Below are 26,285 nucleotides of genomic sequence, written 5' to 3'. Positions count from 1 at the left end.
TTCGCGTCACGGTTTATGTCACCGTGTTTCACTTGTCTTATGGGTTGTACACCGCGATCTTGCTCCACACAGGAGATTCCGGCGGTTCATGTCATATGCGGAGCAGATCAAATCGTTGTTTCCCGAAGATTGGCCCATTGTTCTGGAAAATTGTGCGGCCAATCCGGAGATCGAGGAGATTTGTTCAGACCTTGCCCGGCTCGCTAAGGACCTTGAAACGGCGGAAGACAACATTGCATTCATGTCGAGCAACCTGAAGCAGGATGTGCTGAAGACTATGGAAGCTCTGGCTCAGGAAATCAGGCAAAAACTAAACCTGAGCTGAAAAACAAAAAAGTGCGATTGTGGCCCCATCCTGACAAACGCATTCCTCCTGAGATGACTGCCGGGCATCTGCGTCACTGCAGCTGCCCGGCTTTTTTCATTTGTTTCCAAGCTCTTTAGTTCGGGATCACGACAATCGTGGATCTGCCACCCTTGTTCCGCAGGGCATGCACATCAGCGAGATCGGGGTCGTTGATCCATGCTTTTGCTGCATCCGCATCCGGGAACGATAGAAGTGCAGCGATATTGGGCGCGTCTCCAGCGGTCTCAAGGACGATCGGCTCCGGATCAACGGTTACCAGGGCACCGCCATGTCTGGCGAGCGCCGCCGGGGCCTTTTCGCGATAGGCGCCAAGGAGCTCCCGGTCGGTGATTGTGATCATGGCAAGGGCGTGGGTGGTCATGAGAAAGTCTCCGTTGATTGCGACACGCACAACATAAGAACTGTCGGTCATGATAAAAATTCTTCAATTGCAGACGCATGATGTGCAAAAATGCACGCCATGGAAAAGTGGGACGACCTGAAATTTGTTCTGGCGATTGCCAAGGCCGGGAACATCACCAAAGCAGCGCGCGGATTGAAAGTCACCCATTCAACCGTTTCGCGGCGCCTTGCAAGCCTGGAAGCAGAGCTTGGAACGCGGTTGTTTGAGCGCATACCTGAAGGGTTCCTGCCGACAGCGGCTGGGCAGGAGGCTTTGAACGTCGCTGGGCGTGTGGAGCGCGAAATGCTGGCGCTCGATACCAGCATCACAGCGCAAGACGCGGAACTGGAAGGCCCGCTTCGCATCACCGCACCGCAATTGATGTTCCAGGTTCAGCTTGCTGACATCATGAAGGCCTTTGCCGAGAACCATCCCCGGATCCAGATGGAGATGATTGGGGCCAACGAGATCCTGAGCCTTCACCGGCGCGAGGCGGATGTGGCGGTCCGGGTGACCAACAGGCCGGACGAAGCCTTGTTTGGCCGGCTCGCAACGCGTCAAAAGCGGACCTATTACATCTCAAGGGACCATGCGCGCCAATTCGGAGAGTCGCTTGCGGCCAATCCGTCAAACGCCGAGATCGGATGTCTCGTCTTCAAATGGGCCTCGCAAAGCGTGCCCAAGCGCATTCTCGCCCGATTTCCGAATTCCTATGTGAGTGTCATGGCTGATGACATGATCGCGGCCCACGCAGCTGCCCGCGCAGGCCTCGGCATGGTCCACATGCCATGCTTTATGGGCGATCCGGACCCGGATCTGATACGTGTTCCCGGTCTGAAACCCGAGCATTACCTTGATATCTGGTTGTTGACGCACCCGGACCTGAAAAATGTTGCCCGTATCCGGGCATTCATGCGCTTTGCGGCAGATGCGTTCGCCAAAAAGAGCCACTTTTATGAAGGTGACTGATGAGCGGGTCAGTGAGCCCGCGCCAGAAACCAGGTTCGTGTCGCATCATCCGCCGGTAAAAGTGTTTCGATGCGGATGTCATCGAGAGCAGCATCGGAACTCATTCCGATGGTCGCGATCATGGAAAACAGGCTGAGCTCCGCGCCGTCAACATCGATCTTGAGGGCAAGAACCGGCTCGGGCGGGCCATCAGGAACGGCCTCCATCGCCGCTCGGACACCGGGCAAATCCAAGAGGTCCTTCAAAAGGTCCTGGGCTTCCTGATCATTCGGCCGGCGGGCGGCCTCCATCTCGACGATGCGCAGCAGTGCCCGGGCGCTGTCGGTCCAATTGCGCAGACGGTGCTTGACCGGTCCGGGGCTTAATATGGCCCGCAGGATATTCATCTCGGTGGTGTTTCCAAGAAAGGCAAAGAAGGACTGTGCCGAGAGATTGGCCTTTTGCACCGTCCAGATGCGGTCAACACTGAACGCAGGAAATGGCTCATGACCGGTCAGAACATGATCGATGGAGGCCTGGACCGCCGCGCGGGTTTCTGCGCTCCATCTCTGGTCCATTGAGGGGGCGGCATATCCGGCAGACACCAGCATCGTGTCTACCTCCGCCACAGGCATGCCAAGCGCCAAGCCGAGCTGCGAGATGGCCATTCGGCTGGGTTTTGACCGGCCGGTTTCCAGAAAACTGATGTGACGCTGGGAAAGCCCGGCTTCCAGAGCAAGGTCAAGTTGGCTGAGCCGCCGCCGCGATCGCCAGGTTTTCAGGAGTTCGGGAAACTTCGAGGCTGTCTGTGTCATGCACTGACTATTCCGGTATGTCGGCGGCTTGTCCATTACCTCCAAGGTAATTGAGATCAGTCACGGCTTCGGCATCCTTTGGGGCGTACACGCTTACAGGAGACTGGAAAAATGACTGCAGAACAATTTGGAAAACGCGTTCTGGCCGCCAATGCCCTTTTTTGCGCGGCCTGTGGATTTGCCCTGATCATGTTGCCGGGCGTCTTGACGGAATTGATGTTCAACACCTCCGGCAGTTGGTTGTTTACTGGAGCGCTTGCCCTTGGGGCCGGTTTGGTGGCGACTGCTGCGGTTCTCCTTTGGGCCAGCCGGGACACGGCTCGAATGCCACAACGGCTCTATCTGTTTGCGGCCCTGGATGCGGCATGGGTGCTTGCAAGTGCCGTCATTCTTTTGGAGTTTGCGGCGGCATTCACGGCACCAGGCTGGTATATCGTTGCCGGCATCGCACTGATCGTTGCCGATTTTGCTGTGGCCGAGTTTCTGGCGGCGCGCAAACTCTCAACACCGGCGCATCGCTACCAACGCGCCGATGCATGACATTGCACTAAACAAGTTGACCGGGCCGCAGATCCCTGCGGCCATGGAGGCCAAGCAACCTGCCAAAGGAGCATTCCCGGACGCAGTGAAGCGGAGATCCGGGATCGAGATTACTGATACCTTTTCGAAAACAGGATCATGTTCGATAGTTGGCACCGGCTCGAGGCCGGTGCAGCACAGGTGCAGACCGTTGAAAAATGTTTCTCCACCCGCCTTGGCCGCAGATCCCTGCGGCCTTGATCAGATCCAACGGCGGACTTTTGTGAGATAGTCCAGATAGTCTTCGCCGAACTTGTCTGCCAGCCGCGTTTCTTCCGGTTTGATCTGAAACTCGGTCATATACCAGATGAAGAGCGGGCCGACCGCAATCAGGGTCAATGTGCCCCAATAGATCCCGGCCGCAAGCAGAAACAGCAGAAGGCCGAGATACATCGGGTTCCGGCTGATCCGGTAAAACCCACTCGTGACAAGGGTGGACGCTTCTTCCGGGTGCATCGGGTGCACGGTGGTCTTGGCCTTCAGAAACGCCAGGACAGCTTGAGCGCCCAGGAGGCCGCCCATGAGAATAATGATCAGAGCAATCGGTGTGTTGAATGGCGGTGCGACAGAGGCAAACGGCAGAACGATGTGTCCGGCGTAAAGAAGCCCGAGGCAGACAAGGAAAACGACGGGCGGCGGGACTTTCAGTTCCAAGGCACTCACCTCTTCAGCTCAATTTGCTCGCCATGTGCCGTAGTCCGCGCAGCCTGGTCCCAAGCATCCCGCAACCCCTGCAGCTGGCCCGCCGCGGCGATCCCCTTGCGGCTCAGCAACGTTTCAAAGGCGTTCAGCCAGTGATCATAGTAGCCAAGGGACGTGCCGCTGCCGTCGCCGTCCTTCGCAAGCTCCGCCCCAAGGGTTTCGGCCCATTCATTCCAGGAAAACATGCCGGTTTCATGTGCTTTCACTGTCATTGCAAAGACGCGGGCCTCCCAAGGCTCGGAAAAGACCGGTCCGCCGTCCTGATCGAGTGGCAGTTTCGGTGTCGCAAGCACGGGATCAGGCAAGGTCAAGATAGGGCTCCCACAGATCGATGCGCAGGGTGAGGCCCGGATCGCTGTCCGGCCCCCAGATGTCGGCGCCCTTGAACAGCACCCCGTAGAGCCATGTTGGCTGTTCGCCGCGCCCATGGGCGTTGGTGTCCGGGAAAACGTGAACACCATGCACGGCGTCGATGACTCCGATGGTGTCGCGGGCGTAGCGGGGCAGGCGGGTATGGCCTTCCGGGTGCATGCGCTTGGTGCGGATGCTGTCGCCGGTCTTGAAGCGCGCCGGTTGATGCTGCGGCCGGTCCGCCGGTCCGCCCTTTGCAAGAACCCCGGCGACGTTCCCGGCCTTCAGAACCTGTTTGACCGGTCTGGCCGGGGCTTCCATATGTCCGCTTATCAGCTCCGCCGCCGTGACTAGCCCCTTGTCGAGACAGAGCTTTTCAAGCCCCCGTGTCCAGATTTCGTAGTAGCTGGAAGTGAGATAGACCGGCGGCGGCAGGGTCTCGCGCGCATGGCGGGAAGTGTCGATGTTCCAGGTGCCCGTTGCGCCCATGGCAAGGGTGACGGCGAACGCCCGTTCCTCCCACTTGGCGTGGAAATTCGGCTCGTTTTCTTCCAGCTCGATGGGGCCGAAACCCATTTGCCCGCCAAGATCCTGGGCCCCGTTCATCGCGTTGCCTCCAGATCGGAAGGCACCAAGGCGAGGCCGGTGCCGATCATGCTGTCCCGGGTGACGAGTTCTGCCAGTTGCTCTTCGGACCAGCCGTCGGTTCCAGACGGGCGTTCGGGGATCACGAGATAGCGAATTTCAGCGGTGGAATCCCAGACACGGATCTCCTTGTCCTCCGGTAGACTGACGCCGAATTCGAGAAGAACCCCGCGCGGGTCGCGCACCGCACGGGAGCGGTAGGGGGCGGATTTGTACCAGACCGGCGGCAGGCCCAGAACGGTCCACGGGTAACAGGAACACAAGGTGCAGACGACCATGTTGTGGGTGTTTGCGGTATTTTCGACCACGACCATGTGTTCGCCTTGCCGGCCGGTAAAGCCGAACTCGGCAATAGCGGCGGTGGCATCTGCGCGCAAGCGCTCCAGATACGCCGGATCCGACCAGGCCCGGGCGACCACCTGCGCACCATTCTTGGGGCCGATCTTGGTCTCATAGGTCTCGATCAGCTCATCAAGGGCGGGCGGATCGACATACCCCTTTTCTGTCAGAAGCGTTTCCAGCGCCCGCACCCGGAGCTCAATCTCGGAAAGTTCGGAATGGTCGTGATCGTGGTCATGGTCGTGATTGTGCGCCATGAGGGCTCCATAACAAATGTGGTGCTTTACCGTTGAGAAGTTCCTGCGTTGGATCTGGAGCTTAAGGCGGTAGACGGAGAGCGCCAAGAGGGCATCAATCAAAATTCGAGGATCTCGATTGGGGGCAACTTCGTCACGGCGTTTTGCGTTTCTCCTTTTCCCCGGCAAAGTGGCCGTCATACGGGAGACGGAACCATTGCAGACACTGGGGAGACCTCAATGAAACTCGGGCTCGGCGGCGGGTGCCACTGGTGCACCGAGGCCGTCTTTCAGACCCTTGCCGGGATTTCGAATGTCGAGCAGGGCTTTGTCCACTCCGACCCGCCGAACCATGCCTGGTCGGAAGCTGTAATGGTGACCTTCGATCCGGTGGCGTTGCCGATGGAGGTGCTGATCGAGGTCCATCTGCGCACCCACTCGGCCACCTTTCACCACAAGATGCGCGGCAAATACCGCAGCGCGGTCTATACCTATGATGCGGGCACCGGTGTCCGCGTTTCCCAAATCCTGCACGACCTCCAGAAGCATTTTGAGGAACCGCTGGTCACCAAGGTGCTCACTTTGTCGGCCTTCAAGCCGTCTGATGAGCGCTTTCAGAACTACTATCTGAACGGCCCCGAACGCCCGTTCTGCAAGACTTACATTGACCCAAAACTCAGTCTCTTGAGACGCGACTACGCCGCCATCCTGCGCAAGGACGGCGAGGCGGCGGAGTAGGGGGGAACCACACACACTGTTGTCATCCCGGATCTTCGCTACGCTTGTCCGGGATGACGGCACAGAAAGAGCATTCTTATTCCTCCAGCTCCATCGCAACAATCGTCTACGGATGAGGCTCCGGAAATCCGTGACGTTCTGACAGCGCTTCCAGAATGGAATCCTTGTCGTCGATGAAACCGCCGTCGTCCAGGATCAGTACCGGCAGGCTCTGGTTTTCTTTGCCAAGAAGCTCAACGAGCTCCGCGCGCGGCCGTGGCCAGGCGATGCGTTTGACGTCCAGGTCCGCTCCAATTTCGGGGAAGGACGTCAACACACCTTCCATCAAGGCGCAGTGCCAGCAGTAGAAGGTCATGTCCGGATAGGCCGGATCTTCAAAGCCAGGGGTCAACAGGTACAGCGTGTCGGTCATGCGGCTGTGCCTTTTGATGGTTCAGCTAAGCGAGTGCAGCCAAAAAGATCTTTCACCTCCGGCCACTCAGCCCCTGGGTGATGCGCGGCAATGGTGAGGAACTCATGCAGGAAGTCCCAGCAGCCCGCGTCATGAACAAGGTGATGGGTCAGCAGGCCGAGCGGCTCGTCCGGGTTGGTGCGGCGGCGGCAAAGTTCCAGATCGAACTTGCGGAAGGCGCTGCCCCAGCCGATGAACCGGACTTCCCGTTTCCACTTGATTATGTCGACGTGGCACTGAACCTGATGGGCTTTCGGGAAATTGTGCCAGGTGAAGGTGGACAGTCCCGGTAGGCCGAGGTTGGGCAGGGCGCGTGAAACGGTCGGAGAAATCCGGTTCCAGGGCGGTACGATGGCTGGAATGAATTTCTCACCAAAGAGTAGTTCCAGCTTGGCCTTGCCTTCGGTCAGTTGTGCACCGAGTTCCTCAAGATCACGGCGGAAGCCAAGCTCGGCAGCCCGCTCGCCCAAATCCTTGCGCTGGAAATTCTTGTGCTGCCAGCCGTGTTGCAAAACCGGGGCGTGACGCTCGTCCTTCAGCCGGTCCGCCAGGGCCGCAGTTGCCTGTTTCGGGATCACCGCGAGGGCGACATCGACATCATGGGTGTTGGCAAGTTGGAGCAACTGCTCCAGCTGTGGCGTCGGCTCGATTGCATCATCATCGCGCCACCAGAACCGGACGGTGCGGCGACGTTCGGCAAACCAGTCGAGGTGAGCGGTCAAAGATGCCTTGAAGCGATCAAGTTCGGTGAGGGAAGAGGGAGCAGTCACAGGGTTTCCAAGTAGGTTCACGGCGCATCGGCGGTGAAGAGAAAATAGCTGATGGTCGCAAAGATCGCATTCTGCGTCTTGAGGTCATGGAGTGCGGTTTGCCAGGCCTCATTTTCGCTGGTGGATATCTTGCCGGCCTGACGGGCGTTGACGGCAAGGCTTGAGAAGTAGCTGGCGGCAAGCTCCTGGGGAAAGATCAGCGCACGCGATGAAATATCGATGTTGGCGAACCCGAGATCCTTTAGCGCCATAACCAGCGGTCCGGGCAAAAAGCTGTTTTCAACGGCGGTCTCAATCTCGTGGTCCAGAACACGTCGGGTGAGCGCCCGGTCCGATATGTTGATCGTGTTGGTGGAAAAGTCCGGTTCGATCAAGGCGATCTTTCCGGAGGGGTTAAGAACCCGGCGCATTTCGGAAAGTGCTGCCCTGAAATCGCTCAGATAAATCAGGATCCGTTCAGCGCGGACACAGTCGAAGCTGTTGTCGCCATAGGGCAGAGCGGTTGCATCGCCGGTCTGATAGGCGATTGACTGACCGGCAGCTTCGGCGCGCCGCTGCGCTTCCTTGATGAAGTCGGCGCTCTTGTCGAGGCCGGAAACAAAGCCTTTGGCCCCTGCCACATTGGCGAGACGTTGGGTTTCCAGACCAAAACCGCAGCCGACATCGAGGATGGATTTTCCTGCAGCCACACCGCCGCGGACCCTGGCGAGGTCCTTCAGCTCCTGCAGTTCGGCGATCCCGTCGAAGGCCTCCAAGGCGGAGATATAGGCGTTGACGCTGTCCACGTCGTTCAAGGCCTTGAATTTGCTCAATTCCATGACCTGTTCTCCTATGGGTGCGACGCTGTCAAAGGTGACCGGTTCACAAGGCAATGGTCAAGCAGCGCGTGCCTTGAGCAAATCCATCAGAATGTCCGCGCTTCGGTCGGCACCGCCCAAAAGCACCTTGTGCGAACTGCGCGGCAAGGCCAACGCATCGTCTGCCGCAGCCGCCAGCCGTTCCGGCGTCAGCATGTCTTCGCTGGCAACCACGACGCGGCCATGGTTTGCCAACGCCTTGGCGCGCTGCTCCTGTTCGGTTTCCGTTGCGAGCGCAAACGGCACGATCACGGAGGGAACCCCGGCTTCCAGAACATCCAGCACGGTGTTGTAGCCGCCCTGACTGATCGAAAGCCGCGCACGGTTCAAAAGGCCTGGAAAATCGGGACGAGCCCGTTCCACGATGACACCTTCGCCCGCGCGGGCCTTGTAGGCTTGGAATTCGTCTTCCGGCACATTGTGACCGGCGAGTATGCGCCAGGTACAGTCTTCGGCACGCCGGGACAGGGGGCGGGCATCAATGGCCGCGCTCAAGAGGCTCTCGGACATGGCTCCGCCGCCACAGGAGACAACAACCTCGTCCTCGCCGTCGCCTTCCGGCGGCTCCGGCCGGTCGCCTTCGCGCACGACATAGCCGGTGTAAGCCAGAAGATCCTCGATCTTGTGGGCGAACGGGAAACTGTCGGCCAGCGTGATGAAATCCGGGTCGGCGTGGATCAGCACCTTGTCGAAATAGTCGCGCGCCTTGTTGGCCATCCATTCCTCTTTCCAGAGCTGCTGCTTGGGGACCAGAATGTCGCGGATGGAGCTTGCGATGATTGGCGGGTTGGACCGCGCCTTGGCCGTGTCCATCAGGACCGAGAGCTCGAACTCGAACTGCCGGCGCCCAAAAGGATAAGTTTCGGTCAGGAGAAGATCGTAGGGCTTGGCCCCAAAGGCCTTAAGTGTTTCGGCCGTGCGCATGGCGCGCCACTCATCATCCAGATCCTTGCCGTCCAACGTAATCAGCCGGGAAAACTCCGCATTTGCCGTCTTGGCACCTGGAAGTTCCAGAACCTCCAGTCCTTCGACATCAAGGGTCGGCGGGATCTGGTTGCCGGAGGCGAGCGTCACGTCCACGCCGCGCTCTGCGAGTTTCTTGCCGATCGCCGTTGCCCGGACCACATGGCCCGTCCCCAGAAGATGTTGAACATAAATGAAAGCAGTCAGCGGCATGATGATCAAAGATCCCCGGATCGATCGGACGAACGTTTGTAGTGGTCTAGTGCGCAATTCAGAAAGGCGTCAAGGCGCCGGGCCCCTGCATCCAGAGAATGCGTTGCAAACATGCTGGCTCTTGCTGCTTGTCCGAACGCCCGGATACGGCCCGGATCGGTCAGCAGTTGGCGCAGTCTTTCAGAAAAGGCTGGCGCATCGCCTTCCGGAGCGAGCAGGCCGGTCGAGCCGTTTGCCACGATTTCCGGCACGCCAAGCGCATCGCCGGCAACAACGCCAAGGCCGGAGGCTTGGGCTTCCAAAAGCACGAAGCCGAAGCTCTCGCGGATCGCAGGCCAGACGAAGAGGTCGTGCTTGGGATATTCCGCTATGACTTGTTCCGGCGGCAAGGCTCCCAGCCAGGTAATTCTGTCCTTGGGAAGCTGGTCCAAAATCGCATCACGGTTTGGCCCATCGCCAATGATGGTCAGATGCCAAGGCAGGTCGGATAGCTGCCTGAGGGCAGCTGCCAGAACTTCGTAGGACGCCGTCTTGTCACCTTCGCGCATCATGCCGACCGCCAGCAATTTTAGAGGAGGCTGTGGTATTGGCCGCGCTGATTGGGACTCCGCAAATGCTGAAAGATCCAGAAAGGGAAGAACCGTGCGTAGGCGCTGCGCTGGATCGGTTCCCGTCTCTTCAAAAAAGGGCAGCAGCCGGTCCCGGTCCCAGTCATGAAGCGCGGCGATCCCGTCTGCGCGCGCCAAGGCTTCATCGGCCCCTTGAAATCCAATGGCCCAAGGGCCGGTACGCCGTTTGCGCGCCCGGCTCGCCTCGATCACCGCATAGGGAATTCCAAACCGGTCCGCCAGTATAGGTCCGATCCAGTCCGGGGCCTTGTGATAAAGGTGATAGGTCAGAAAAATGTCTGGCCGGTAGCCATGGGTTTCCCAGGCATCCCCAACGCGCTCTGCTTCTTGCAAGGCAGCCGATTTGACGGACAGAAGTTCGGCATCACCGCCGTTCTTGCGCCAGGCCCGAAAGCGGGTTGCCGTGCGAACCTCATGCCCGCCAAACTCCAGCGCCTTCACGATCAAACGGCCCATGGTGCGATCGCCGGACGGCGTTGGATCGTCCAACGGCTTCATCGGGGCTGTGAAGGCGATCTTCACGTGAAGACCTCAAATCTCATAATGCTCTACAATAACTTGCGGAACTTCTCCGCCAAATGATCGAGCCCTGGCTCGGTCGCAAAGTTGGTCCGAACATTGTTGGCCGAGGCTTTGCCAAGCCGGTCCCGCTCACCCGGGTTTTTAATCAGGTCTTCCAGTGCCTTGGCAAGGGTCTTGGGATCGGCAGGCGGGACAAGACGCCCTGTCTCGCCGTCGGTGATCAGCTCCGGAATGGCCGAAACGCTTGTCGACAGGCAGCAAATTCCCATGGACTGGGCTTCCACCAGCACGTTCGGAATGCCGTCCCGGTCACCGGATTTGGTGAGTTTGGAGGGCAGGACAAAAAGGTCCGCCTTCTGACAGGAACTGATGACTTCCTCACGCGGTTGCGCTCCGCGCCAGGTGATTTTGTCGCCCAACCCGAGACGGTCTGCGCGTTCCTTCAATTTCTCCGAAAGCGCGCCGCCGCCGATATGCGTGAAATGCCAGTTGAGGTCCGCAGGCAGTTTTGAAAGGGCAGTCAGAAGATCGTTGTAGCCTTTCTTTTCCACCGCACGGCCAACGGAAATCAGCTGAACCGGAGCGCCGCTGCCGTCCCTTGTGGATTGCTCCTCGGACGGCATTGGAAAGCAGCAAAAATCCAGGCCGTGATAAACCAGCTCAACCTTGTCCGGATTGCTGCAAAGGCTTTTCAGGTACTTCGCGTTGACGCCGGTACAGGTCACGCCCCACTCAGCATCATCAAGTTTCGTTCGCAGATCCCATTCCGGGCTGGTCCAGATGTCTTTAGCGTGCGCGGAAAAGGACCAGCGACGGCCGGACAAATGCGCCGCATAGCGCGAAGCCGAGCAAGGCGTGTGCAGATAATGCGTGTGGATCCAGGTGATGTCCTCGGGCAATTCATGTGCGAACACGCAACCCTGCGCCCATCGGCGTTGCCGGTTGGCGTTGCTTTCGCGGGCGAAATCCGCATCGAACAATGCCTTTGCCGCTTCATAGGTCGGTTGCGCTTCTGCCCACTTTTTGGCGCGGGCAACGCGCCCCGGATCGTCTTTCACGTATTCGGGCAAGTACATGACCTCTGCCGAGATCTGGCGGTGCAGGTCATGAATGTATGGGTCATAGGGCTGGCGAAGTGCGACGATCAGAAAGTCGATGCCCCGCCTTTCCAGGCCAAGAATTTCCTGGGCAATAAAGGTTTCGGAAAGGCGTGGATAGCCTTTCATCACAACAGCAATTCGGGACATTTGGTTGACTTCGGATCGACGGGATTAAACGGGGCGTGGGCAGCGGTTAGAAGTTTACCAGCTTGGGGGCAAGCGTTTCCTGCCGTTCAGCGAAAATGTCTCCAATACGTTGGCCGATGGCATCGAGACCGCCAAGCAGATTGTCGACACCGGCCGTGCTGGGCGGCGCCATTTGCGGCAACTCCGACAAGGCTTCGGCCATCAGGTCGACATCCGGATACCGCTCAATCGGCAGAACCTTCAACAATTTACTTTGCTCGGCGCGCTCCGCCCGGATGGCCTGCTCACGGCGTGGCACCACACGCGGAACCATCAAAGTTGGTTTATCGAAGGACAGGATCTCGCAGAAGGTGTTGTAGCCGCCCATGCCCACAATGGCCGTCGCGTTCGCGAGATACGGCTCAATCTGCGGCGTAAACCGCAACACTTCGACATCGCGAAGATGTTCTGCGCGTTCTGTAAAATCGGCCGCTGCCGCAGCCGGCATGAACGGGCCAAGCACAATTAGCGCCGGGAACAGAGGGCGTTGCCGTGCCTCATATGCACGCATGACCCAATCAACCATTTCAACGCCATCGCCCCCGCCGCCCGGCGTCACAAGGATGTAAGGCTCTTCTTCAAACGGCGCCGGTGCCGGCTGGTCTTCCGCCGACTTCGGCAAGCTACGCCGCAGGTAGCCGGTGTAACGGAGCTTGTCCGTGATCGTTGGCGACACTTCCATGCCGTCGAGGGGGTTACAAATGCCCTCAGGTCCATAGACCCAGATCTCGTCATAGAGATTTTCCAGGGCTGGATAGACGTTCTTGCGATCCCATTCTTCAGTGAGCGTCTCAGCGTCGTCCATGACGTCACGCAAGCCGAGAACGAGGCGTGTATCCGTTTTCTTCAAGGCCTCCAGAGTGCCGAGCACTTCACCGCGCAGGCCGGTCGGCTCTTTGTCGACAATAAAGATGTCCGGATCAAAAACTTCGGCTGTGTGCTCAATGATCGAGGAGCGGATCGCGAGCGTCTGGTCGATATTGATGTGCAAGGACAGAGGTGTGTATTCGCCGTTGCGCAGTTTGATGACACCGGGAATGCGGACGAAATCGACGCGGGAGCGGAACTCGAAGCTGCCGATGATCGGCGAGCCGGACAGGATCAGGACAGACAGGGTGCTGAAGTCACCAACGAGGGATTGGGCAATTGCGCGGCAGCGTCGGAGATGTCCCAGCCCAAACGAGTCGTGGCTGTAAATCAGGATCTTCGGTGTCGTGGAACTCATACTGCCCCTGGAATTGTAATGCGGCCCCGCAGGCTTTATGTCTCATAAGGACCGCGGTTGTCACGTCCAGATATCAGATCATCGGATGACTATCGACAGGAAGCGGTTCAAAGATTTAAAGATTAAGTGGCAGGGACCGATCAGGGTTGGCGCGTTAATTTATTGTTTTTTGGTGTATCAACACCAACGCGCCTGCCGTAATGTTGTGCCGGACCAAGTCGGATAAGCTGATGGAAAAAAGCCTTTTTAGCTTCATTTGGAAGTACAGCTCACGTCAGCAAATCTACATTCTCATGGTCACGGTGCTGACCTATCCCGTCATTTACATCCTTCTTGAACTGCCGAAACTGATCATCAACGACGCCGTGGAAGGGGACAATTTTCCGCGGACATTTTTCGGCTTCGACTTCGACCAGATCCCGTATCTGTTCCTTTTGTGCTGCATATTTCTGTTTCTGGTCGTTGTTTCCAACGGTCTGAAATTTTACCTCAACGTCTACAAGGGACGGCTTGGCGAGCGGATGCTGCGCCGCTTGCGCTTTGAACTGTTTCAGCGCGTGCTCAGGTTCCGGCTGCCGCACTTTCGAAAGGTGAGCTCCGGCGAGATCATTCCGATGATCACGTCAGAGGTGGAAGACGTCGGCGGGTTCGTCGGCGAAGCGTTTGCTCTGCCCGCTTACCAGGGCGGCATGCTGATTGTGCAGCTCGGCTTCATTTTCATGCAGGACCCGTTGCTTGGCCTTGCTGCCGTAGCGTCCTATCCGGTACAGGGCTATATCATTCCGATCTTGCAGCGGAAGGTTGCCCAGCTTTCCCGCAAGCGTGTGAAGAACATCCGGGTCATTGCCGACAAGGTGGGTGAGGGGATCACGGGCGTTGCGGAAATCCACGCCAACGACGCATCCGCCTGGCACTCTGCAGACCTCTCTGATCGCCTCTACGAGAACTTTAAGATCCGGTATGAAATTTATAACCGGAAGTATTTCATTAAGTTTCTCAATAACTTCATGAACCAGCTGACGCCGTTCTTCTTCTACATGATCGGCGGGTATCTTGTGATCCAAGGCGACCTCAGCATGGGCGCTCTGCTGGCGGTGATCGCGGCCTATAAGGACCTCGCTGGCCCCTGGAAAGAGCTGCTCGCCTACTATCAGATGACGGTTGACGTTGGCATCAAGTATCAGACCGTTGTTGAGAACTTCGACCCGGTCGACATTCACGACACCGATCGGCTGACCAATGATGAAACCGTGGATCTGAAAGGCGATGTGAAGTTCGAAAACGTCACGTTCTCTGGCGGCGCGGCTGGCCAGGAGGTGACAGATATTACCTTGAAGGTACCGGAGGGAACGGCTTGTGCGGTGATGGGGCCGGATGGCTCCGGGCGGGCCGAAGTGTTGCAGCTTGCCGCCGGATTGGTTTCGCCTTTGACAGGTAAGGTCTATATCGGAGACCACGACCTGGACAAGCTGACGGATTCCACACTTGGCCGGGAGATCGCCTATGTCGGTGGCGCGGTGCATGTGTGGACCGGGACGATCCGCGAAAACCTCTATTACGGCCTCCGTCACCGGCCGTTGACGAAAGTCGAGCGCACGGGTGAGGAACTGAAGGTTTACAAACGCAGTCTGAGTGAGGCGGCCGAAACCAAAAATCCGTCCTACGACCTCGCCGCGGACTGGCACGATCTCAAAAAGGCCGGTGTCACCGATATTGACGCGCTTGATTTGAAGGCACTTGAGCTGCTGGGCGCGGTCCAGCTGGATGCGGATATCTACCGTCTCGGCCTTCAATCGCGTTTTGATCCGTCCATGAACGATACGTTCGCCGAACGCATCTTGAATGTCCGTAAGGAATTGGTGGCCCGGATCGCGGCCGACCCAACCCTCGCGGGCCTTGTGGAGTTGTGGGATCCGTCCACCTTCAACGCCAGCGCCAGCCTTGCTGACAACCTGTTCTTCGCGGTGCCGTCCGATGCGGAAATCACGATGGATCAGGTGCCGGATCTGCCGGTCGTGAAGAGCTTCCTGTCGAGCAATGGATTCGACAAAAAGCTGCAGGATATCGGGGTCCAGATTGCAGAAACCATGCTGGAGCTCTTCTCCAACGTGTCGGGCAGCAGCGGCCTGCTTGGGTCGTATTCCTTCATCACGCAGGAAGAATTGCCCGAGTTCGAGCGCATGGTGCGCATTGCCCGGTCTGGACAAACCCGGCCCGGCCTCTCGGAAAACGACAAGTCACGCCTCACGGGCCTCGCGTTCAAACTGGTCCCAGCCCGTCACCGCTTGGGCGTGATGACCGACGAACTCAAGGCCGAAATCATTGCTGCCCGCGCAAAGTTCCTGGAGACCGTCGTCAAGGACAACGATGAGTTCCTTGCCTTCGATCCGGAGGTTTATCTGCCGCCGCTGACAATTGAAGACAATCTTCTCTTCGGCCGTCCACGTGTCGATCGGCGTGACGCGCGCCGGCGCATCGACGCCGTTATCCGCTCAATCGTTGAAGAGACCGGCCTACGCCAACCGATCATCTTTGCAGGCTTTGGGTTCCACGTCGGCGTTTCAGGCTCGCGGTTGTCTGCGGGCCAGCGACGGCGGATTGCGCTAGTCCGCGGCCTTCTGAAAAACGCGCCGACAACCATTCTCGATGATGTCGCGACCGGTATGACGGAGGAAGACAAGGCCTTGCGTGAAAACCTCAGGAGCATATTGTCCGGAAGGACGCTTCTATTCGGGACTTCCAACGCAGATATCGCCGCTGAATTCGAGCATCGCTACACCCTGGATCAGGGGCGGCTGTCGGAGAGTGAAACATAATAATAAGCCGAACAGGCAGTCATTCGGCTGAACAGGCCGGTACCAAGGGGAATAACACGAAAAGAGCCGCTCAACCGGCTCATGGAGACAAATGTGACGCTGGAAACCGAAGTCGAAGCACTGCGAAAAGTGCCTTTGTTTCACGGCATTGATGACACGAAACTGCGTTTGCTGGCATTCATCAGCGACCGAACCGAGTTTCAAACCGGTGAGCGCCTCTGCACACAAGGGGAGGAGGGTGACAGCGCCTTTATCATCTTGTCCGGAGACGCGGACGTTCTCGTCAACACACCTGCGGGGGAGAAAAAAGTGGCCCAGGTGTCGGAGAACTCGATCGTCGGCGAGATCGCCATTCTCTGCGACGTTCCGAGGACGGCAACCCTGGTTGCCGCCAACAGCATGGACGTCCTGATGGTATCCAAAGACGATTTCTTAAAGCTTTTGAATGAGTTTCCGGATATTTCTCTTGAGGTGATGCGGACCCTGGCGATGCGTCTGGAACGGACGACCCGGGATCTGGCTGAAGCCCGCCAAGGAAACAGCGGCGGGTAGGGAGTAGCAGGTTGGCAGAGAATTTTTCGCTTCGTTGTTGGGGAGTCCGAGGGTCCACACCGACACCCGGCCAGAAAACTCTGCGCTATGGCGGTGAAACTTCCTGCTTTGAATTGCGAGCAGGAGATGCGCTGGTTCTGATTGATTGCGGCTCGGGCGCCCGAAACCTCGGGATGGATCTCTGTTCTGCCGGTTCCAGATCCTTCGATCTCCTGTTTACGCACACGCATTTGGATCACATCTGCGGTTTGCCATTCTTCAAGCCCGCTTATGATCCGAATTTTTCTGTCACCGCCTGGGCCGGTCACTTTCAGGACGACACATGCCTGATGGATATCGTCAGCCGCATCATGTCGCCGCCGATCTTCCCCGTTGCTGCCAAGACCTTGAAAGCCGTGGAGTTCAAGACGTTCCGGGCAGGAGATGTGCTGCCGCGCCGTGATGAACTTGTGATCCGGACAATCCGCTTGAATCATCCTGGTGGAGCCTGCGGCTATCGGTTTGATTTCAAAGGCAAGTCCATTTGCATCATCACGGATCATGAACACGGAGATCCGGACGTTGACGCGGCGTTGCCTGCCTTCGTCGAAGGCGCGGATGTCATGATCTACGATGCGATGTACACCGATGCGGAGTATGAGAAGTTCAAGGGATGGGGCCATTCGACCTGGCAGAAGGCCGTGGAACTGGCAAAAATTGCGAAGGTCAAAACGCCGGTCCTCTTCCATCATGATCCGACCCGCTCCGACGAAGATCTAGATGAAATCGGCCTTGCGGCAAAAGCGGCCCATCCCGGCACACTTGTTGCCAGTGAGGGCATGATCCTGGCGCCCTGAAATCAGGTGTTCTGATTGTTCGTGTCCGAATAAAAAAATGGCGGCCGAAAAGGCCGCCAACTTCTCAATATGATTTGCAAGTAAGTGATCCGTACTTTTCAGATTTCGTGCCTGTGGGAGCACGAGTGAAATCCGGGACCACGAAACCTCGGGAAATGCCCCTTCAACAGCTACATGATCAACGAGATCATCTTCAATTTATACAACTGTAGATGTGACGGCATGACCCAAATGGGCTATGCAATAGAAAAAGTGTCATTGATAATATCGCGGCAGTCACTTGGGGAATGAGGGGGTGTGCGGCAGGTGTCTGTCACGGTAGAGCAGTTCGCGGAGTTGTCTAATCTGGTCATCGCCGCTGCGATGGAGCCGGGGCGCTGGCAAGACGTTGCAGATGCCTTGGGCCGGGCAGTGGGGCCGCAAGTCTGCACCCAGATCATCGGCTATGACACCCACACCAATTCGGCTCCCCTGGCCGTGGCTTCCGGCTATGATCCGGATATCTTGAAGCTCTACCAAGAGCATTATCACCTTCAAAACCCATACGCTGTCCGTTTTGAGGACATGCGCGTTGGTGACGTGGTTCCAGCCGCGATGCTTTGCAATCCGAACGACATGATTCGGACCGCGTTTTATTCAGACCTCCTGCGTCCGATGGAGGATATTTACTGTGGTGGCGGTACTCTTCTCTTCCGCGAAAAGGGACGGGTGTTTGTGTTCGGCGGCAATATGCGCGCAAAGGATCAGGATCGTTATGAGGACACCTGGTTGTCTTTGTGCGCCAATATTGCACCGGTCATGCGCCAGTCCTTGGAGGTCAACCGCATGATCGCCGGACTGTCCTTTGAAAACTGGGCTTTGAGCCAGCACAATCTTGGATCGCAGACCGCACTCGTCCTCATTGATCCGAATTGCCGGATCCATTATGCGAGCGCCGAAGCTGAACGCATTCTCCAAGCGGGCGACGTTATGAAAACCGGTTTGTCTGGCAAATTGCAGTTTGCATGTGAAGAGATGCATCACGCCATTACCCAACAGACGGGATCGCAAACAGCTCGTTGTGGTTCGGTTGTGCGAAGTTTGGCATTCGAAACGGATCGGGGGCAACGCTGGACTTGCCGGAGCGTCGGTGTGGACCTCAGCAAACTTGATTGGTCGCCCTTTGGCAAAGTTTTCAATCAGCAAGGCCCGGCTCTTCTGATCGCTCTTAAACCGGAGACCTGCCGCCTGGACGTCAACAAGATGATCCAGAGCGCGCTCGGATTGAGTGAGATGGAAGCAGACACGGCGCTTTATCTGGCCGAAGGGATGACAGCTGCGGAAATTGCGGAAAGCCGCGAAGTGAGCATCCACACCGTCCGGAATCAGATCAAGGCGGCGTTATCCAAATGCGGCTGCCGCCGCCAGGCCGACCTCGTTATTGCGGTTGACCGGCTCCGGACAACGGGCGCCCACACTGCACCCCTGTCGCCGATCACATAAGCTCACATTCCAGCGGTCACTGCTTGCCATCCTGACTGTCAGCGGCAACATTCAGGCCAGATACAATCGGACCGCTCATGGCAAGACTTAGAGAAACGATCAGATACATCCTGCGCGGCGGGCCGCCCATCGATGGCCTACCTGATCGAGTGCAAGCGGAAATCCGTGCCCGCGAGGCCGCATCTGAGCGGTTGATCGGCTGGGTTCAGCTGGCTTTGGTGCTTTTTTTTGCATCGCTTTATATGCTTGCACCGAGAGCTGAAGGGTCGGCCGGTTTTAATTTCGTCCCGATTGCGCTCGGCGCCTACTTCCTGTTCACCGTCACCCGCCTGGCGCTTTCCTACCGGTTCGAGCTGCCCGAGTGGTTTTTGTTGATCTCGATTTGCGTCGACATGGCGCTTCTGGTTGGACTGATTTTCTCCTTCCATATCCAATACGACCAGCATCCGACCTTTTATCTGAAGACCCCAACCTTGATGTATGTGTTCCTGTTCATTGGCTTGCGGGCACTGCGGTTCGATCCGAGGTTTGTTTTGACGACCGGCCTGGTGGCTGTCGTCGGTTGGATCGGGCTCGTGGCCTATGCAATTTTCTCCGACATGGGCGGGATGCGGGTCACCCGCAACTATGTTGAATACCTCACCGGCAACAGCATTTTGCTTGGGGCCGAGCTCGACAAGACCATGGTCATCCTGGCGGTGACGGTGCTGCTCTCCGCAGCGCTTTATCGTGGAAGGTCGATGCTGTTTGAGGCGACACGGGATCACAGCGCAGCCATGGATCTCAAACGTTTCTTTTCTCCCGAAGTGGCGTCCTCCATTACGGAAGCCCATCAGGCGCTGGAAGCGGGCGAGGGAAGCTTGCGTGAGGCGGCGATCCTTTACGCCGATATCCGCTCTTTTACGTCCACATCGGCGGTCCTGCCGCCTGAAGCGGTGCTGGCGGTTTTGGCCGAGTACCAGAACCTTGCGGTTGAGGTGATCACCCGGGAAGGCGGGCAGGTCGACAAGTTTTTGGGTGATGGCATTCTGGCGACCTTTGGCGCCGTCTCACCGTCGGAAACCTATGCGGCCGACGCCTTGCGCGCAGCGCAGGCGCTTGTGGCGGCGGTCACTGAGGCCCAGGACCGGTTCAAATCGGCGGGCTGGCCGTCCGATCTTCGGGTTGGCACGGCCGTGGCCGCAGGTCCGGTCACCGTTGGCGTTATCGGGTCGAAAAACAGGTTGGAATTCACCGTGATCGGCGATGCCGTTAATCGTGCCGCCAAGCTGGAAGATGCCAATAAGGCTCAGCAGAGCAGTGCCTTGACCGACTGTGTGTCGCTGGATCTTGCTCGGGCGCAAGGCTATGCCGGGGATGCCGTCGACATTCGTCCATCCAGCAACGTCGGCGGCGTATCCGGCCCGGTCGATCTTGCCGTGCTGGCAAGATAACCCGAAGTTCTGCAATCGGCTTGGTGCTGCTTCCCCAGTCTTCGAGCGCAAATCCGCTTGACGGACCGTTGAAACTCAGACACTTTGCCTTCCAAATTGACGTTTTCGTCAATCAAAGTAATTAAATCTGTTGAAAATCAATAGATTAAAGAATTGGAGGGCTTTGATGAAGCTGGATCAGTCTATGGCAGCGGTCGTCACTGGCAGCGCATCCGGTCTTGGCGCGGCCACTGCACGCATGTTGGCGGCCGAGGGCGTGAAAGTTACCTTGTTCGACCGCAACGGCGAGCAGGGTGCACAGGTCGCGAAGGAAATCGGTGGTGTTTTCGCCGATGTCGACGTGACCGATCAGGCGAGCGTTGAAGCAGGCTTCGATGCTGCCCGCGCCGCGCATGGCCAGGAGCGTATTTTGGTCAATTGCGCCGGGATCGCGCCGGTTGGCAAGACAACATCGCGCGGCGAACCGCACCCGATGGACATGTTTGAAAAAGTCATCTCGGTCAACCTGATCGGCTCTTTCCGGTGTATCGCACTGGCGTCGACTGGTATGTCCTCGCTGGACCCGGTGACTGCTGATGGTGGACGCGGTGTTGTCGTCTCCACGGCCTCTGTGGCAGCTTTTGATGGTCAGATCGGCCAGGTCGCTTATGCGGCCTCCAAAGCCGGAGTTGCTGGAATGACGTTGCCGGTCGCCCGGGATCTGTCCAAGCTGGGCATCCGGGTCATGACCATCGCGCCGGGGATCTTTGAAACGCCGATGCTGCTCGGGTTGTCTCAGGAGGTTCAGGACTCGCTTGGTCAACAAGTGCCGTTTCCGTCCCGTCTGGGCCGGGCGACGGAATATGCGCAGCTGGTCAAATCGATCTGCGAAAACGACATGCTGAACGGTGAGACCATCCGTCTTGACGGTGCCATCCGTATGGCGCCGCGATAAGCGGTCTGCCAAGCAAGATAAGCGAGAGGTCACAGCTCTGAACGACCGAGGTGTGACGATCTCAAGAGGTGCAGGGCCATTGCCGCTGGCCAAGTGCCAACGCAGCCCCGCAACGTTATATCTGGCGCACCTTTTTGAAGAGTGCGCCGAAAAGACTGCCGAAGGCCGCGGAAACGTGGCCGCCAAATCTGGCCTGAACGGTCTGAGAGTTCACCAGGTGGGGAACGAAATCACGGCGGATCTGTCCGTCTTCGAGAAACCCATCGGCCCGCAAGGCCGAGTAGGTTTCCGGTGAAAAAGCCCGCGGCACCGATGGTCCGAGCACGTGCCGGTCAAGCTCACTCCGCATAGCTGACCACCTCGAACTCGATGCCATCATCATCATCGAAGTAAAATCGGCGGCCAGGCTCATAATCGGCGTGGTTCTTGGTTTCGTAGCCCCCCGCCTTGATCAGGGCTTCGGTGGCATCCAGATCGTCGACCACGACCGCGATGTGATTGAGCCCACCACGGATGCCGTAGGTTTCGCCCGGCATGGCAGCTGTTTCCTTCGGCGGGTTGTAAGCTGCGATGTAACTGGTCTCATTGCCGATGTGGTAGGTGATGCCGCCTCCGAGGCTATCGCCCTTCCAGCGAACCTCCCAACCGAACCAGTCCTTGAGCCGCCTTGCTGTGGCTTCCGGGTCACTCACGGTGACATTCACGTGTTCCAGAAATGCGCCTGACATGGTGTGTCCTTTCACGTTGACTTGTGATGGACACCAGAGATAATTCCTCAAGTTAAGTTGAGGTCAAGAGGAAAAAGTCAATTTTTTGGAGAGGCTTGTGAAAGGCACAGATACGCTGTCCATCGGGGAGCTGGCAGAACGGACCGGATTGGCAGTGTCCGCAATCCGGTTTTATGAAACCAAGGGCCTGGTCGCGCCCGTCCGGACCGAGAGCGGGCAACGCCGGTTTATGCGGGCCGATATCCGGCGGTTGTCCTTTGTACTGGTGGCGCAGGAATTCGGGTTTTCGATTTCCGAGATCGCGGCGCAAATGGAGAAGCTGCCGGACAACCGGGCACCGACCAAGGCCGACTGGACCCGGATCAGCCGGGACTTTCGAAAACACCTTGATGCCAGGATCGAAGGCTTGACCGCTTTGCGGGACAAGCTGGACGGCTGTATCGGCTGCGGCTGCCTGTCGATGAAAAAATGCCAGCTCTATAATGCCGGCGACGCTGCCAACCGCCATGGCCGCGGCCCGCGCTATCTTATGGGAGACCGGCCGGACTTGCCGGAGGAGCTCTGAGCTCTTGCATGCCTTCTTGCACATGGTTTCGTTTGTCGTGGCTAGCTGTCCCGGACCTGATCCGGGACCTGCCTTGGGCCAGAGGGGTGGCCCCGGCGCTGAGGCCGGGGCGGTGAGGGAAGCGGTTACCGGTTGTCGAGCTGAGACCTGACACGTTTGAGGCCAAGGTTCGTGATCCGGTAGGGGCCGCTGTTTTTCGAAGAGATCAGACGCCGGTACTTCAGCTTCTGGAAAAGCTGCTGCGAGCAACCGCCCCAGAACCAGCCATCGCGTGTGATCGTCTCGTATTTCAGAACACGGCCGTCCTCGTCCTTCTCGGCAAGGATATAGCCGCCCTGAGCCAGCAGGTGCAGCACCCGCTGTTCGGCTTTGGAAATGTCCATTGATGTTGATTTTCAGTCTTTGAGCAAAAGAAACCTGTCACCGCAGCAAACGCATGCGGTGTGGTGCTTTTGTTGTCCCGGCTGGTTGGGAGCCTTCTGGTGAAAGTCGAAGGTCCTGAAACGAGCCGGGTTTACCGGGACTCGCGAGTTCCGCGCATAAAACCTCTCAAAGATTGCGCGCTGTCGATATCACGGTGACTATGCTGCAACAAGAGACTGAAAGAGACTGGCGGTCAGATGCCTGTCGTGTGTTGCAATCCTGCAAGCGAGCAGATTGCTCAGCTGCGTTCCGCCGGCCAGTAGCCGCTCTTTTCATCGCGCTCAATTGCGATCGCCTCAACCTCATCGGAACCGCAGCGGGAACACTTGAGGGATTTGGTGAGCGAGGAGAGTGTGTCTTCCAGCGCGTAGTTGGTGAGTTTCAGATAGCGAAACCGGCTGCAATGTGAGCACACGATGCCAAGCCGCCGATCGCTGGTTTCCAGCATCTCGACCGTTTCATCTGCATTGGCTTTGGCAGGGCTTGAGGTCATACAGTCAGATGTGTCCAATAGCTGCCGGAGGCTTCAAGTGGTCCGGGCGTGAAAGCGTGAGGGGTTACGTAACGGCTTTTCTTCGATTGTAAAGCTTTGCCGGCCATTTGGCCCAAACCACTACCCAACCGGAAAAGCTCGGCTGCGACGCAATTGCGCTCGCTTTTTGATGGCTGCACGGCTAAGACAGCGCCATGATGACGCTTTCTGATACATGGATCGATCTGTTCACGCTTTCCGGGCTTTTAAACCCGTTTGCGCTGTTGATCGGGGTTTACCTTGGCTGGCGCGCCGATCAGCCGGTGAAGCTGTGGATCGCCGGGTTTGCGGCTGCTGCCCTGTCGCTGATGCTTGAGACTGCGGTGGGTTTGCTGCAATTGCCGCAACCGATCTCCCAGGATGCGGGCGCCCTTGCCATGTTCCCGTTCCGGTTCATAGGCGGTGCGGCAGCAGGTGCGGTGGCCTATTGGCTCAACCGCCGGCGCCGGTCGGCTGAATAAGTCCGGAGAGCAGGTCCCGGCTCAGGGCCGGGACGGCGGAAATCGATACTCTCAGCTTTTTGAGTAGCTTGCGTCCAACGCCCAATTGGCGCCGCCCCGGACTTGATCCGGGGCCATTCTACGGCCGGCCTCGACCTCCAACAGCACGGTATGCCGTGCTGTCTTGGTATACGAATCTCAGTTGGTGGCGCTGACTTCGGGTATGGTGGCCTGTGTCACTGATGTGGCTTGAAGCGTGTAGTTTGCCGTTGCCAGGTGTGTCTTGGCCCGTTCGCGCCGCAACACGCCTGTCACCCAGACAGGGTCTGCATTCACGTCCAAACCGTCTGGAAAACGCACCGAAATCACCTGGTCCGGCAGGGGCGGCGGTGGATGTGTGCAATCCTGGCGGAGGGGCGGAATGAGCAGAAACTCCTTCACATCCTTGAATTCAAACTCCAGCGGATGCGCATATCCGGCAATGCGAACGGTTTTCCCGTCAAGGTCAGCCGATCCGGGCGCGCATTTTTCGTACTGGCGTGAGAGCAGTCGGGCGGAGGCCGCTTGCTGCGTGCATTTCTGCTGAGTCAGATAGTTTTCCAGCAATGCGCTGCAGGATGATGGCCGGTCTGCCCGCAGTTCATCCCAAGTGACGGTCATAGGCTCTGCCACGGCAGAGCCGCACCAAAGCCCAAGCAGAAAAGCTCCGGTCATGAGACGGCGATCAGTTCTCACCTTGCCCATGCGTGACCGTAAGCGGGCTGAGATAATGCGGGTCGGTCAGGCCTTGTTTGCGCATGGCAATGCCGGTCAGACACTCGCGGATGACCCTGTTTGCATTCAGTGCAGAGACGTAGGTCGGGTCCATCAAGGGGGGCGAGCTCGACCAGCTCGAAGCCAACCACATTTGATTCTGCGCACAGCCGCCGAACGATCGGGAACACCTCGCGCGGCATCAGCCCACCGGGTTCTGGTGTGCCGGTTCCGGGAACGAAGGCCGGATCCAGAGTGTCGATGTCGAAGGAGACAAAGATGTATTCCGGCCCGTCATTTGCCTCTTTGATCACGTCTTCCATGACGGCATCGAACCCGCGGCGTTCAATTTCGGCCATGGTGTGATAGCGGAACCCGTTGTCGCGCATCCATTCGAAAGCTTTTTCATCCGGATAGTAGCCGCGCAGCGCGACCTGGATGAAGTTCTTGCCCTGAACGAGGCCCTCTTCAATCAATCTGTAGACCGGCATCCCGTGATTGATCAGATGTCCCATGCCGTATTTGCCGGCATCATAATGAGCATCGAAGTGCACGACACCGACATTGCCCTTGCCGTAAACATCGGTAAGCGCGGCAACATCCGGATACATCAGTGAATGATCGCCGCCGATGATGAAGGGAATGACCCGGCTGCCGTCCTCATGCTGTACTTCAGCTGCTTGGCGAACAAAAGACCGGACTGCATGGATTGTGCGTTCCGTACTCATCATGTCATTGGGCGCATTGCCATAATCAACGACGGTCATGTCCGTGAGCGGGTCGACCATCACATGCATGTGTGGCTGACGTGCGCCGTACCCAAGATAGATCGACGAGTTCCGAACCGCATTGGGCCCGCGGGAGGCACCGCGGGCACCGCTGCCCATATCAGTGAACGCGCCCATGATCGCGACGTCAACTTCACCGGCAGCAAGATCTTCAGGGGTGAAAGCCAGCGGTTGATGCAGGAACGTCGGGAGTTGCATGTAGCCTTGGCCAAAGAAGCGCTGCGGATCGACAATTCCGGGTTCGCGATCTTCCCTTAGACCTTCATAGCTCGGGAGAGGCGTCCGCCAGGCGTTGAAGCTCGGGTCCTGTGTGTCCAGTGGGACGACCGGCTGTTCGCCTTCTCGAATGGGGGCCGCATTTTCCTCGTATTCATGGCCATAGACCTGAGCCAAGGCTGGTCCGCCCAATAGCGGCAGAATGACGAGGCTTGAAAGTAAAGACAGTCCTTTGCCAATGATGCAGCACCTCCCAGATAGCTGACGAAGCGTAACACGCTGAAAAAACAGCGCCAGTCGCTAAAAAGTCCAAAGTGCCGCCGGATCTGTCCTTCGCCAGGTTTCCATCGCCGAGTGGCGACGGGAAAGGCGCGCGTTTGGTTCAGATCTTCAGCCAACTTTCAAAGAGAACGGCGTTCGGGCAGTCCTTGAGCGGGGCTTTTGCGCCATCTTCGTGATGCTCCAGCCAATGGCGGCACTTTTCGGTTTCCTGACAGCTCATGCAACGGCGGGCAGCCGTTTCCATGTCCACATCGGCTTGCACACCCTCTGGCAAGCCTTTCATCGCGCCGATGGTGTCCAGCATGCGGCCCATCAATTCGGCGCGTTCGTTCAATCGGTCCATCCAGTTCACAGGGAACTCCTCTGTCCTCTGGGCCTGGCAGCTTATGCCGCTTGGCAAGCCCGTGAAGTTGTTGGCGGGATCCCGTCCTGATCCGATCCATTCTGAGGGCGAGGATGGAGACATCTTGCAGTCCCCGCCTTGATC

Annotated in this window: 32 protein-coding genes; 12 read left to right on the top strand and 20 right to left on the bottom strand. The window is 57.9% G+C overall.

From position 1 onward, the window contains the following. The first annotated feature begins 88 nt into the window (after positions 1-88). A complete protein-coding gene (locus tag AC0J4F_RS21055) occupies positions 89-325 on the top strand; it encodes a hypothetical protein (protein WP_473024584.1) in 237 nt (78 codons plus the stop codon). Between the two features lie 115 nt (positions 326-440). On the opposite strand, the gene AC0J4F_RS21050 is transcribed toward AC0J4F_RS21055, so the two are convergent. Then, positions 441-779 carry a DUF1330 domain-containing protein gene (locus AC0J4F_RS21050; RefSeq protein ID WP_473024583.1) on the bottom strand — a complete coding sequence of 113 codons (339 nt, stop codon included), beginning with the start codon at positions 777-779 and terminating at the stop codon, positions 441-443. 39 nt (positions 780-818) lie between these two features. Between AC0J4F_RS21050 and AC0J4F_RS21045 the strand changes: the two genes are divergently transcribed. Further along, positions 819-1,718, top strand: a complete 900-nt coding sequence (locus AC0J4F_RS21045) for a LysR family transcriptional regulator (RefSeq protein ID WP_473024582.1) — start codon at positions 819-821, stop codon at positions 1,716-1,718. 8 nt (positions 1,719-1,726) lie between these two features. Here AC0J4F_RS21045 and AC0J4F_RS21040 read toward each other — a convergent pair whose 3' ends face one another. Beyond that, complete coding sequence (locus AC0J4F_RS21040; RefSeq protein ID WP_473024581.1) at positions 1,727-2,512, bottom strand: helix-turn-helix domain-containing protein; 786 nt, start codon at positions 2,510-2,512, stop codon at positions 1,727-1,729. Positions 2,513-2,623: 111 nt separating this feature from the next. Between AC0J4F_RS21040 and AC0J4F_RS21035 the strand changes: the two genes are divergently transcribed. Then, positions 2,624-3,052: a hypothetical protein gene (locus tag AC0J4F_RS21035; RefSeq protein WP_133950901.1), complete on the top strand. Its 429-nt coding sequence runs from the start codon at positions 2,624-2,626 to the stop codon at positions 3,050-3,052. 240 nt (positions 3,053-3,292) lie between these two features. On the opposite strand, the gene AC0J4F_RS21030 is transcribed toward AC0J4F_RS21035, so the two are convergent. Genes AC0J4F_RS21030 through nthA form a run of 4 tightly spaced genes read right to left on the bottom strand, consistent with a single transcriptional unit; the run spans position 3,293 to position 5,385 of the window. Beyond that, positions 3,293-3,754 carry a methyltransferase family protein gene (locus AC0J4F_RS21030; RefSeq protein WP_133950899.1) on the bottom strand — a complete coding sequence of 154 codons (462 nt, stop codon included), beginning with the start codon at positions 3,752-3,754 and terminating at the stop codon, positions 3,293-3,295. After that, positions 3,751-4,104: a nitrile hydratase accessory protein gene (locus AC0J4F_RS21025; RefSeq protein ID WP_473024580.1), complete on the bottom strand. Its 354-nt coding sequence runs from the start codon at positions 4,102-4,104 to the stop codon at positions 3,751-3,753. The genes AC0J4F_RS21030 and AC0J4F_RS21025 overlap by 4 nt, the downstream gene beginning before the upstream one ends. Continuing rightward, positions 4,091-4,750: a nitrile hydratase subunit beta gene (gene nthB / locus AC0J4F_RS21020; protein WP_133950897.1), complete on the bottom strand. Its 660-nt coding sequence runs from the start codon at positions 4,748-4,750 to the stop codon at positions 4,091-4,093. Before nthB ends, AC0J4F_RS21025 begins: the two co-directional genes overlap by 14 nt. Further along, complete coding sequence (gene nthA, locus AC0J4F_RS21015; RefSeq protein WP_133950895.1) at positions 4,747-5,385, bottom strand: nitrile hydratase subunit alpha; 639 nt, start codon at positions 5,383-5,385, stop codon at positions 4,747-4,749. The genes nthB and nthA overlap by 4 nt, the downstream gene beginning before the upstream one ends. Positions 5,386-5,604: 219 nt before the next feature. Here nthA and AC0J4F_RS21010 point away from each other — a divergent pair, with 219 nt between their 5' ends. Further along, positions 5,605-6,102: a peptide-methionine (S)-S-oxide reductase gene (locus AC0J4F_RS21010; RefSeq protein ID WP_473024579.1), complete on the top strand. Its 498-nt coding sequence runs from the start codon at positions 5,605-5,607 to the stop codon at positions 6,100-6,102. Between the two features lie 106 nt (positions 6,103-6,208). Here AC0J4F_RS21010 and AC0J4F_RS21005 read toward each other — a convergent pair whose 3' ends face one another. From AC0J4F_RS21005 to AC0J4F_RS20975, 7 genes are read right to left on the bottom strand one after another with little or no spacing between them, the layout of a single operon-like run. Beyond that, positions 6,209-6,514 carry a DUF3088 domain-containing protein gene (locus AC0J4F_RS21005; RefSeq protein WP_473024578.1) on the bottom strand — a complete coding sequence of 102 codons (306 nt, stop codon included), beginning with the start codon at positions 6,512-6,514 and terminating at the stop codon, positions 6,209-6,211. Further along, positions 6,511-7,323: a polysaccharide deacetylase family protein gene (locus tag AC0J4F_RS21000; protein WP_473024577.1), complete on the bottom strand. Its 813-nt coding sequence runs from the start codon at positions 7,321-7,323 to the stop codon at positions 6,511-6,513. The genes AC0J4F_RS21005 and AC0J4F_RS21000 overlap by 4 nt, the downstream gene beginning before the upstream one ends. A gap of 17 nt (positions 7,324-7,340) precedes the next feature. Further along, positions 7,341-8,141: a methyltransferase domain-containing protein gene (locus tag AC0J4F_RS20995; RefSeq protein WP_473024576.1), complete on the bottom strand. Its 801-nt coding sequence runs from the start codon at positions 8,139-8,141 to the stop codon at positions 7,341-7,343. 57 nt (positions 8,142-8,198) lie between these two features. After that, the gene (locus AC0J4F_RS20990; RefSeq protein WP_473024575.1) at positions 8,199-9,356 is read right to left on the bottom strand and encodes a glycosyltransferase family protein; all 1,158 of its coding nucleotides are present in this window, start codon (positions 9,354-9,356) and stop codon (positions 8,199-8,201) included. A 5-nt stretch (positions 9,357-9,361) separates the two neighbouring features. Then, the gene (locus tag AC0J4F_RS20985) at positions 9,362-10,507 is read right to left on the bottom strand and encodes a glycosyltransferase family 4 protein (RefSeq protein WP_473024574.1); all 1,146 of its coding nucleotides are present in this window, start codon (positions 10,505-10,507) and stop codon (positions 9,362-9,364) included. 26 nt (positions 10,508-10,533) lie between these two features. After that, positions 10,534-11,754, bottom strand: coding sequence for a glycosyltransferase family 4 protein (locus AC0J4F_RS20980; protein ID WP_473024573.1), 1,221 nt, complete (start codon positions 11,752-11,754; stop codon positions 10,534-10,536). A 46-nt stretch (positions 11,755-11,800) separates the two neighbouring features. Continuing rightward, complete coding sequence (locus AC0J4F_RS20975; RefSeq protein ID WP_473024572.1) at positions 11,801-13,018, bottom strand: glycosyltransferase family protein; 1,218 nt, start codon at positions 13,016-13,018, stop codon at positions 11,801-11,803. A 230-nt stretch (positions 13,019-13,248) separates the two neighbouring features. Here AC0J4F_RS20975 and AC0J4F_RS20970 point away from each other — a divergent pair, with 230 nt between their 5' ends. From AC0J4F_RS20970 to AC0J4F_RS20945, 6 genes are all read left to right on the top strand, one after another. Next, entirely contained in the window at positions 13,249-15,834 is a 2,586-nt protein-coding gene (locus AC0J4F_RS20970; protein ID WP_133950877.1) for an ABC transporter transmembrane domain-containing protein, read from the top strand. Positions 15,835-15,927: 93 nt separating this feature from the next. Further along, the gene (locus tag AC0J4F_RS20965) at positions 15,928-16,386 is read left to right on the top strand and encodes a cyclic nucleotide-binding domain-containing protein (protein ID WP_166672764.1); all 459 of its coding nucleotides are present in this window, start codon (positions 15,928-15,930) and stop codon (positions 16,384-16,386) included. An 11-nt stretch (positions 16,387-16,397) separates the two neighbouring features. Next, positions 16,398-17,222, top strand: coding sequence for an MBL fold metallo-hydrolase (locus AC0J4F_RS20960; protein WP_133950873.1), 825 nt, complete (start codon positions 16,398-16,400; stop codon positions 17,220-17,222). 306 nt (positions 17,223-17,528) lie between these two features. Continuing rightward, a complete protein-coding gene (locus AC0J4F_RS20955) occupies positions 17,529-18,704 on the top strand; it encodes a helix-turn-helix transcriptional regulator (RefSeq protein WP_473024571.1) in 1,176 nt (391 codons plus the stop codon). A 77-nt stretch (positions 18,705-18,781) separates the two neighbouring features. Further along, the gene (locus AC0J4F_RS20950) at positions 18,782-20,137 is read left to right on the top strand and encodes an adenylate/guanylate cyclase domain-containing protein (protein ID WP_473024570.1); all 1,356 of its coding nucleotides are present in this window, start codon (positions 18,782-18,784) and stop codon (positions 20,135-20,137) included. A gap of 166 nt (positions 20,138-20,303) precedes the next feature. Further along, the gene (locus AC0J4F_RS20945; protein ID WP_473024569.1) at positions 20,304-21,071 is read left to right on the top strand and encodes an SDR family NAD(P)-dependent oxidoreductase; all 768 of its coding nucleotides are present in this window, start codon (positions 20,304-20,306) and stop codon (positions 21,069-21,071) included. A gap of 115 nt (positions 21,072-21,186) precedes the next feature. Here AC0J4F_RS20945 and AC0J4F_RS20940 read toward each other — a convergent pair whose 3' ends face one another. Next, positions 21,187-21,420 (bottom strand): hypothetical protein, encoded by a 234-nt coding sequence (locus tag AC0J4F_RS20940; RefSeq protein WP_133950865.1) that lies wholly within the window; start codon positions 21,418-21,420, stop codon positions 21,187-21,189. Further along, the gene (locus AC0J4F_RS20935; RefSeq protein WP_209173297.1) at positions 21,410-21,799 is read right to left on the bottom strand and encodes a VOC family protein; all 390 of its coding nucleotides are present in this window, start codon (positions 21,797-21,799) and stop codon (positions 21,410-21,412) included. The genes AC0J4F_RS20940 and AC0J4F_RS20935 overlap by 11 nt, the downstream gene beginning before the upstream one ends. Before the next feature lie 97 nt (positions 21,800-21,896). Here AC0J4F_RS20935 and soxR point away from each other — a divergent pair, with 97 nt between their 5' ends. After that, a complete protein-coding gene (gene soxR, locus AC0J4F_RS20930; RefSeq protein ID WP_133950862.1) occupies positions 21,897-22,364 on the top strand; it encodes a redox-sensitive transcriptional activator SoxR in 468 nt (155 codons plus the stop codon). Positions 22,365-22,489: 125 nt separating this feature from the next. Here soxR and AC0J4F_RS20925 read toward each other — a convergent pair whose 3' ends face one another. Together AC0J4F_RS20925 and AC0J4F_RS20920 are read right to left on the bottom strand one after the other, a co-directional pair. Further along, entirely contained in the window at positions 22,490-22,747 is a 258-nt protein-coding gene (locus AC0J4F_RS20925; protein ID WP_133950860.1) for a YjhX family toxin, read from the bottom strand. Positions 22,748-23,025: 278 nt separating this feature from the next. Then, positions 23,026-23,280: a hypothetical protein gene (locus AC0J4F_RS20920; RefSeq protein ID WP_473024568.1), complete on the bottom strand. Its 255-nt coding sequence runs from the start codon at positions 23,278-23,280 to the stop codon at positions 23,026-23,028. A gap of 194 nt (positions 23,281-23,474) precedes the next feature. Between AC0J4F_RS20920 and AC0J4F_RS20915 the strand changes: the two genes are divergently transcribed. Beyond that, positions 23,475-23,780, top strand: a complete 306-nt coding sequence (locus AC0J4F_RS20915; RefSeq protein ID WP_209173301.1) for a hypothetical protein — start codon at positions 23,475-23,477, stop codon at positions 23,778-23,780. 177 nt (positions 23,781-23,957) lie between these two features. Here the strand turns inward: AC0J4F_RS20915 and AC0J4F_RS20910 are convergent, their stop codons facing one another. From AC0J4F_RS20910 to AC0J4F_RS20900, 3 genes are all read right to left on the bottom strand, one after another. Then, positions 23,958-24,473: a DUF3299 domain-containing protein gene (locus tag AC0J4F_RS20910; protein WP_473024567.1), complete on the bottom strand. Its 516-nt coding sequence runs from the start codon at positions 24,471-24,473 to the stop codon at positions 23,958-23,960. A gap of 17 nt (positions 24,474-24,490) precedes the next feature. Beyond that, positions 24,491-25,693, bottom strand: coding sequence for an agmatinase family protein (locus tag AC0J4F_RS20905; RefSeq protein ID WP_473024566.1), 1,203 nt, complete (start codon positions 25,691-25,693; stop codon positions 24,491-24,493). A gap of 205 nt (positions 25,694-25,898) precedes the next feature. After that, positions 25,899-26,141, bottom strand: coding sequence for a DUF6455 family protein (locus AC0J4F_RS20900; RefSeq protein WP_420340627.1), 243 nt, complete (start codon positions 26,139-26,141; stop codon positions 25,899-25,901). Between the last annotated feature and the right edge of the window lie 144 nt (positions 26,142-26,285).

The organism is Roseibium sp. R5 (assembly GCF_055755305.1).
The sequence above is the reverse complement of the archived record's forward strand: the minus strand, read 5'-3'. Positions and strand labels throughout refer to the sequence as shown.

Excerpts from the sequence above, each read along its gene's own strand:
- AC0J4F_RS21035 (WP_133950901.1), top strand. The coding sequence starts at position 2,624 with ATGACTGCAGAACAATTTGGAAAACGCGTTCTGGCCGCCAATGCCCTT.
- AC0J4F_RS20990 (WP_473024575.1), bottom strand. The coding sequence starts at position 9,356 with ATGCCGCTGACTGCTTTCATTTATGTTCAACATCTTCTGGGGACGGGC.
- AC0J4F_RS21040 (WP_473024581.1), bottom strand. The coding sequence starts at position 2,512 with ATGACACAGACAGCCTCGAAGTTTCCCGAACTCCTGAAAACCTGGCGA.
- nthB (WP_133950897.1), bottom strand. The coding sequence starts at position 4,750 with ATGAACGGGGCCCAGGATCTTGGCGGGCAAATGGGTTTCGGCCCCATC.
- AC0J4F_RS20975 (WP_473024572.1), bottom strand. The coding sequence starts at position 13,018 with ATGAGTTCCACGACACCGAAGATCCTGATTTACAGCCACGACTCGTTT.
- AC0J4F_RS20925 (WP_133950860.1), bottom strand. The coding sequence starts at position 22,747 with ATGGACATTTCCAAAGCCGAACAGCGGGTGCTGCACCTGCTGGCTCAG.
- AC0J4F_RS20910 (WP_473024567.1), bottom strand. The coding sequence starts at position 24,473 with ATGACCGGAGCTTTTCTGCTTGGGCTTTGGTGCGGCTCTGCCGTGGCA.
- AC0J4F_RS20935 (WP_209173297.1), bottom strand. The coding sequence starts at position 21,799 with ATGTCAGGCGCATTTCTGGAACACGTGAATGTCACCGTGAGTGACCCG.
- AC0J4F_RS20915 (WP_209173301.1), top strand. The coding sequence starts at position 23,475 with ATGATGACGCTTTCTGATACATGGATCGATCTGTTCACGCTTTCCGGG.
- AC0J4F_RS21010 (WP_473024579.1), top strand. The coding sequence starts at position 5,605 with ATGAAACTCGGGCTCGGCGGCGGGTGCCACTGGTGCACCGAGGCCGTC.
- AC0J4F_RS21005 (WP_473024578.1), bottom strand. The coding sequence starts at position 6,514 with ATGACCGACACGCTGTACCTGTTGACCCCTGGCTTTGAAGATCCGGCC.
- AC0J4F_RS21055 (WP_473024584.1), top strand. The coding sequence starts at position 89 with ATGTCATATGCGGAGCAGATCAAATCGTTGTTTCCCGAAGATTGGCCC.
- AC0J4F_RS21050 (WP_473024583.1), bottom strand. The coding sequence starts at position 779 with ATGACCGACAGTTCTTATGTTGTGCGTGTCGCAATCAACGGAGACTTT.
- AC0J4F_RS20940 (WP_133950865.1), bottom strand. The coding sequence starts at position 21,420 with ATGCGGAGTGAGCTTGACCGGCACGTGCTCGGACCATCGGTGCCGCGG.
- AC0J4F_RS20980 (WP_473024573.1), bottom strand. The coding sequence starts at position 11,754 with ATGTCCCGAATTGCTGTTGTGATGAAAGGCTATCCACGCCTTTCCGAA.
- AC0J4F_RS20900 (WP_420340627.1), bottom strand. The coding sequence starts at position 26,141 with ATGGACCGATTGAACGAACGCGCCGAATTGATGGGCCGCATGCTGGAC.
- AC0J4F_RS20970 (WP_133950877.1), top strand. The coding sequence starts at position 13,249 with ATGGAAAAAAGCCTTTTTAGCTTCATTTGGAAGTACAGCTCACGTCAG.
- nthA (WP_133950895.1), bottom strand. The coding sequence starts at position 5,385 with ATGGCGCACAATCACGACCATGACCACGATCACGACCATTCCGAACTT.
- AC0J4F_RS21045 (WP_473024582.1), top strand. The coding sequence starts at position 819 with ATGCACGCCATGGAAAAGTGGGACGACCTGAAATTTGTTCTGGCGATT.
- AC0J4F_RS20920 (WP_473024568.1), bottom strand. The coding sequence starts at position 23,280 with ATGACCTCAAGCCCTGCCAAAGCCAATGCAGATGAAACGGTCGAGATG.
- AC0J4F_RS20945 (WP_473024569.1), top strand. The coding sequence starts at position 20,304 with ATGAAGCTGGATCAGTCTATGGCAGCGGTCGTCACTGGCAGCGCATCC.
- AC0J4F_RS20950 (WP_473024570.1), top strand. The coding sequence starts at position 18,782 with ATGGCAAGACTTAGAGAAACGATCAGATACATCCTGCGCGGCGGGCCG.
- AC0J4F_RS20995 (WP_473024576.1), bottom strand. The coding sequence starts at position 8,141 with ATGGAATTGAGCAAATTCAAGGCCTTGAACGACGTGGACAGCGTCAAC.